Origin of the sequence: Actinophytocola sp., assembly GCF_036555685.1 — a bacterium.
Classification (GTDB): Bacteria; Actinomycetota; Actinomycetes; order Mycobacteriales; family Pseudonocardiaceae; genus Actinophytocola.
Genome location: NZ_DATBKY010000218.1, coordinates 21,923 through 28,468 on the forward strand (window position 1 = coordinate 21,923; position 6,546 = coordinate 28,468).

The 6,546-nt window shown below is 69.8% G+C and carries 4 protein-coding genes and 1 pseudogene; 3 read left to right on the plus strand and 2 right to left on the minus strand.

The annotated features are described in order from the left end of the window. Positions 1-341 precede the first annotated feature (341 nt). Positions 342-1,355 carry a LacI family DNA-binding transcriptional regulator gene (locus VH969_RS20595; protein WP_331976634.1) on the minus strand — a complete coding sequence of 338 codons (1,014 nt, stop codon included), beginning with the start codon at positions 1,353-1,355 and terminating at the stop codon, positions 342-344. Next, complete coding sequence (locus tag VH969_RS20600; protein WP_331976636.1) at positions 1,339-3,735, minus strand: glycoside hydrolase family 3 N-terminal domain-containing protein; 2,397 nt, start codon at positions 3,733-3,735, stop codon at positions 1,339-1,341. The genes VH969_RS20595 and VH969_RS20600 overlap by 17 nt, the downstream gene beginning before the upstream one ends. Before the next feature lie 207 nt (positions 3,736-3,942). On the opposite strand from VH969_RS20600, the gene VH969_RS20605 reads away from it, so the two are divergent. The 3 genes and pseudogenes from VH969_RS20605 to VH969_RS20615 all read left to right on the plus strand — a co-directional run. After that, positions 3,943-5,265 carry an extracellular solute-binding protein gene (locus VH969_RS20605; protein WP_331976638.1) on the plus strand — a complete coding sequence of 441 codons (1,323 nt, stop codon included), beginning with the start codon at positions 3,943-3,945 and terminating at the stop codon, positions 5,263-5,265. Continuing rightward, on the plus strand, positions 5,262-6,248 hold the full coding sequence (locus VH969_RS20610; RefSeq protein ID WP_331976640.1) for a carbohydrate ABC transporter permease: 987 nt from the start codon (positions 5,262-5,264) through the stop codon (positions 6,246-6,248). Before VH969_RS20605 ends, VH969_RS20610 begins: the two co-directional genes overlap by 4 nt. Position 6,249: 1 nt before the next feature. Beyond that, positions 6,250-6,546, plus strand: a pseudogene (locus tag VH969_RS20615) (hypothetical protein); the annotation flags it as partial.

The following is a 6,546-nucleotide window of genomic DNA, read 5'->3' on the forward strand; positions in this document are numbered from 1 at the left end:
AGCGGCGAAACCTCGTCCGGTTCGAGTGGTGGTCGGCAGTGCGGGCCGCCCTCACGGGGCCAGGCCGCGTTCCCGGGGATGCGCGCCCCGGAACCGCGGCTGTCGGGTACGACCACTCCTATCCGGCGAGCGAGACGTCATCGGCCTCGGCACGTCCTCGCCGGGGTCGGCCGGCGGCTCGTCGGGATACGGGGGTTCGGTGCTGAAGTCGACATAAAACGGCGGTCGCGCCCTGGCCGGCTACTCGCCGGCTGGTCCGGTCACTACAGCGGAAGTCGCCGGCGACCCTCTCGATGGGACGCCCCAGCAGGCTGCTTCGTCCCATCAGGCAACGCCAGGGATCAGACAGTCCCGACCGGCAGGGTTGAGCCCCGTACCACCAGTTCGGTGGCGAGCTCGACGTGGTGGGACGCGACCTTCTCGCCGGCCGCCAGGCGCAGGGCGGTGCGCAGGGCGACGCCGCCCATCTCCCGCAGCGGCTGCCGCACGGTGGTCAGCGGCGGCGAGGCCATCCGGGCGAGAAGTGTGTCGTCGAAGCCGACCACGCTCAGGTCCTCCGGGACGCGCAGACCCCGGGTGCGGGCGGTCTCGATGACACCCAGAGCGATCTCGTCATTGCCCGTGAACACCGCCGTTGGGGGCTCCGCGAGGTCCAGCAGCGCCGCGGCGCCGAGCTGGCCGGTCTCGAAGGTGAACTCGCCGTGCCGGACATACGTGCGGGGTACCGGCGCCTTTTCCGCCTCCATGGCGGCCCGGTACCCGTGCATGCGTGCCTGGTTGCTGGCGGCGATCGCCGGTCCGCCGAGGTAGGCGACGCGGTGGTGGCCGAGGGAGAGCAGGTGCTGGGTCGCGGCCAGGCCGCCGGCGAAGTTGGTCGCCCCGACACTGTTGACATCGCTGTGCGGCACGTGCAGCGGGTCGAGAACGACGAGCGGGAGGCCCGCCTGGGCCAAGGCGTCCAGGTGCGCGGCGGTGTGCACGGTGGTGACCGCGATGAGAGCGCGGCGGCCCGCGGCGACCAGGTCCCTGGCCCAGTGTGGGCTCTGGCCCGGCTTGCTGATCACCACCGAGACCCCCTCCTCGGTGGCCGCGTCGACGATGCCGTCCAGGGCTTCGGCCGTGTACGACTTGAAGACACCCGCGAACTGCACCTCGATGGTCGGGCGCGCCGTGGTCCCGGCGCGGCGGAGGACGGGTGCGACGTAGCCGTGCTGATGCAGCAGGTCCTGCACCCGGGAGCGGGTCTGCGGCGCGACGTCGCTGCGGCCGTTGACCACTTTGGACACCGTAGCCACGGAGACCCCCGCGATGCGCGCGACGGCCGCCAGGGTCGTGCGTCTAGTGTTCGTCGGCATCGGTCTCACCAGCCTGCAGGTCCACCGGCGTGGTGAGTTGCCGGTCATGGCCCACCACCCGGGTGGCGCCGGTCAACCGTACGGTGGCCCGGCACGGGAGGTCGGTCGCCGAGGTGCCGGCGAGCACCTCGACCTCTCCGGGCTCGACGATGCGGCGCAGCTCCCGGCCGGTGAACGCGGACCGGTCGGCGTGCACGTGGAACCTGACTCGTGCGCTCGCGCCGGGCTCGAGCCGGACCGCGGCGAAACCGGCCAACTGCCGGACCGGCCGGGTCACCTGGGCGACGACGTCGCGCAGGTACAGCTGGACGACCTCGTGGCCGGCCCGGGCGCCGGTGTTGCGAACCCGCACCGACACGGCCAGCTCGCCGTCGGTGGGCAGCTCGGTCGCGCTCACGCGCAGGTCGTCCACCTCGAACGTGGTGTACGACCGGCCGTACCCGAAGGGGAACAGCGGCGTCGGGTCGACGCTGCTGATGCCGTCGGTGTTCGCGCCGAGTGGTGGCTGCAGGTACGTGCCCGGCTGGCCGCCCGGCCGGCGGGGCACCTGCACCGGCAGCTTGCCCGCGGGTTGGACCCGGCCGGACAGCACGCCGGCGATCGCGGCCGCGCCTTCCTGGCCGGGCATGAACGCCTGCACCAGGCCGGCGGCGCGTGGGTGCACGTCGCCCAGCGCGTACGGGCGGCCGGAGACCACCACCACGACCACGGGTGTCCCGGTGGCGAACAGCTCGGCGAGCAGGTCGGCCTGCACGCCCGGCAACCGCAGATCCTCGGTGTCGCAACCTTCGCCGGAGGTGCCGTTGCCGAACAGGCCCGCACGGTCGCCCACCACGGCGACACACAGGTCCGCCCCGCGGGCCGCGGCCGCCGCCGCGGCGAAGCCGGACCGGTCCTCGTCGCGCACGTCGCACCCCGGCTCGTGGACCAGCTCGGTGTCCGGCAGCTCGGCACGCAGGGCGTCGACCACGGTCGGCACGGTCACGCCGAGGGCCATGCCGGGATGGCGGGGCAGGACGTGGTTGGGAAAGGCATAACAGCCCATGAGGGTGCGCGAGTCGGCGGCGCACGGCCCGACCACCGCGACCCGGCCCGGTGCGGCACGCCCGTCATCGACCAGCGGCAGCGCGCTGCCCGCGTCGAGCAGCACGATGGACCGCTCTGCCAGCTCAGCCGCGAGCGCCCGGTTGGCCGGTGAGTCGAGGTCGACGTCGGCCGCGGTGGCGACCGACGACTCCGGTGTCCAGTCGGGGTCGAGCAGTCCGAGCTCGACCTTCTGCGCCAGCAGCCGGTGCACCGAGCGGTCCACTATGGACTCACAAAGCTCGCCGTCGCGGATCCGCGACATGAGGTGTTGACCGAAGGCAAGCGTGTTGGGCAGCTCCACGTCGATGCCGGCGGCCAGTGCGGCCACGCCGGCCTGGTCGGTGTCCGCGACCACCCGGTGCATCGTGGCGAGGAACGCGACGGCCCAGTAGTCGGAGACCACCGTGCCGGTGAACCCCCAGTCGTCGCGCAGCAGGTCGTTCAGCAGCCACGAGTCGACACCGGCCGGCACACCGTCCACATCGGAGTACGCGATCATCACCGAGCGGGCACCACCCACCTCGATCGCGGCCTCGAACGGCGGCAGGATGACGTCCATCAGCTCGCGACGACCGATCGGTGCGGGCGCGTGGTTCCGGGCGGCCCGCGACGCGGAGTACCCCGCGAAGTGCTTGAGCGTGGCGATGACCCCCGCGCCTTCCAGGCCGTGGACGTAGGCGGCGCCGAGCATCGCGACCAGGAAGGGGTCCTCGCCCATGGTCTCTTCGACCCGGCCCCACCGGTAGTCCCGGACCACGTCGAGGACCGGGGCGAGGCCCTGGTGCACGCCGAGCGCCCGCATGTCGCGTCCGATCGCCGCGGCCATCCGCCGCACCAGATCCGGGTCGAACGTCGCGGCCCAGGCGATTGCCGCGGGATATACCGTGGCGCCGTAGGTGGTGAACCCGGTCAGGCACTCCTCGTGGACCAGCGCGGGGATGCCGAGTCGGGAGTTACGCAGAACGGTGTGTTGGGAGGCGACCAGTTCCGCGGCACCCTCCGCCACGGTCGCCGGCCGGCTGCCGTACACCCGGGTCAGGTGGCCCAGCCCGTGCCGGCTGGCCTCCGCCAGTGGCACGCTCCCGGCTTTCGCGAACACGTCCGGCAGCGGCGCCACCCGAGAGCCCTCGGCCTGCTCGGCCATGTCGTTGCCGACCCAGCAGCTGCCGAGCTGCCCGACCTTCTCCGCCAGCGTCATCTCGGCCAGGAGGGCATCGACCCGGTCCGACACGGGCAGCGTCGTGTCCTGCCAGCGCGGCACGACACGGCCCACCGGCCGATCGGCCGTCGTCATCGCGTCCTCCTCCGTTTCGAGACATCATTTTCGAAAGGTTTCGGAATCTGCGGCAAGCGTACGTAGGTTGCGATCTTACAGCAACATACTTCGCTGACCTTGACATCTTCGGATGCGAATCCTAACCTTCGTCCCACCTACGCCTTTCGAAAGTTTTCGAAGCCGGCTCGGGGGAAGCCGACGACTCTCGAGAACGGAGAACTCAACGTGGAAACTCCAATCTCTCGTCGTACCGTCCTCGGTCTCGCGGCCAGCGTGCCGCTCTCGATGGCACTCGCGGCCTGTGGCACGTCCGGCCCTGGCGGCGGCGGCGGTGGCCGCGGCGCCACGTACTGGTTCCTGAACGGGCAGCCTCAGGAAGGCGTCCGGACCGGTGCCGTGGACCGGTTCAACAAGGCCAATCCCGACGAGAAGATCGTCGCGACCACCTACCAGAACGACGCATACAAGACGAAGATCAAGACCGCGATCGGCGCCGGGCAGGCACCCACGATCATCTGGGGCTGGGGCGGCGGGACGCTGCGCACCTACGTCGAGGCCGACCAGGTCGAGGACCTCACTTCGTGGTTCGACCAGAACTCGAAGGTCAAGGACCGGCTGTTCCCGTCCTCGTTCGGCGCGGCGACCATCGACGGCAAGATCTACGCGATGCCGTGCGAGACGGTGCAGCCGATCGTCCTGTACTACAACAAGAAGATCTTCGACGACGTCGGCGTGCAGCCGCCGCAGTCGTGGGACGACATCATGGCCCTCGTGCCCAAGTTCAACGCGAAGAACATCGCGCCGTTCTCCCTCGGCGGCCAGTCGCGGTGGACGAACATGATGTGGCTCGAGTTCCTGTTCGACCGCATGGGCGGACCGGACGTGTTCCAGGCCGTGTTCGACGGCGAGAAGGACGCGTGGTCCAACCCGATCGCCATCGACGCGCTGACCAAGGTGCAGGAGCTGGTCAAGGCCGACGGGTTCATCAAGGGTTTCTCGTCGATCACCGCCGACTCCAACGCCGACCAGGCCCTGCTCTACACCGGCAAGGCCGCGATGATGCTGCACGGCTCCTGGTCCTACGGCATCCAGCAGTCCGACGGCGGCGACTTCGTCTCCAGTGGCGGGCTCGGGTTCATGAACTTCCCGCCGGTCGAGGGCGGCAAGGGCGACCCGAGCGACACCGTCGGCAACCCCGCGCAGTACCTGTCCATCTCGTCGAAGGCCACCGCCGCGGAGAAGGACACCGCCAAGAAGTTCTTCACCGAAGGTGTCCTCGACGACGAGGAGATCAAGCAGTGGATCGGCACCGGCGGGGTGCCGGTCGTCAAGGGCACGCAGGACCTGCTGGCCAAGGACAAGAACGCCGACTTCCTCATGTTCACCTACGACATCGCCAGCAAGGCGAAGGTCTTCGCCCAGTCCTGGGACCAGGCGATGAGCCCGACGGCCGCCGAGACGCTGCTGGACAACATCGTCAAGCTGTTCCAGCTGTCCATCTCGCCGCAGCAGTTCGCCGACAACATGAATGCGATCATCGGCCAGTGAGCAGTGGGCGGAAAACCGACCCGTCGCAGACCGCCACCTCAGGGGAACGTGACGCGAGCCGGCCACGAGTTCGTGACCAGACAGCACGTTCCCCAGCCAGGACGACCAGCAGCTTCAATACCGGGGAGGCGGTACTGCTGGCCGCGCCGGCACTGGTGTGCTTCGTCGGCTTCGCGGTCGTGCCGGTCGTCGGCGTGCTCGCGCTGAGCTTCACGACGTGGGACGGGCTCGGTGAGATCCACCCGTCCGGGCTCACCAGCTGGCGCGCCGTGCTGGCCGACCCCGGGCTGCCGCACGCCGTCTGGGTGACGTTCCTGGTGATCGTCGCGTCCTGGGCCGTGCAGACGCCGTTGAGCATCCTGCTCGGCACGTTCCTGGCGGGCCACCAGCGCTACCGCGGGGTGCTGGCTGTCGCGTACTTCATCCCCCTGCTGCTCAGCTCCGCGGCGATCGCGATCGCGTACAAGGCGTTGCTGGACCCGAACTTCGGGCTCGGTGCGGGGCTCGGCATCGACTTCCTCAGCCAGGACTGGCTGGGCAGGCCGGGACTCGCGTTCGGTCTCGTCGTGTTCGTCGTCTCCTGGCAGTTCATCCCGTTCCACTCCCTGATCTACCAGGGTGGCGTCCGCCAGATCCCGCGGTCGATGTACGAGGCCGCGCAGCTGGACGGCGCCGGGCGGGTCCGCCAGTTCTTCAGCATCACGTTGCCGCAGCTGAAGTACACGATCATCACGTCGTCGACGCTCATGGTGGTCGGGTCGCTGGTCTTCTTCGACCTGATCTTCGTGCTGACCGAGGGCGGTCCGGGTGACGCCACCCGGGTGCTCGCGCTGGACATGTACAAGCGCGGTTTCCAGGCCAACCTGATGGGACCCGCGAGCGTCATCGCGGTCATCCTCGTCCTGGTCGGCCTTCTCCTCGCGTTGCTGCTGCGCCGGCTCGGTGGCCGCGAGCCCGGCGAGAGCCAGCTCGAGGGCGCCTGAGGTGAGCGCCACGCTGACCAGGCCACGACGGCAAGCAGCCGGCTCGCGCGAGCGGCAGCAGCGTGCCGGTGCGGCTCACCGGCCCAACTGGCTCGGTGGACTGGCCGGCTGGCTGTGGCTCGCCATCGTCGTCATACCCATCTACTGGGTGCTCATCACCAGCTTCAAGGCCCAGAGCAGCTACTACTCGAGCAACCCGATGGTCCCGCCCGCCGACCCCACGCTGGACAACTACCGGCTGGTCATCGAGTCGGACTTCATCGGTTACTTCGTCAACAGCGTGGTGGTCACCGTGGGC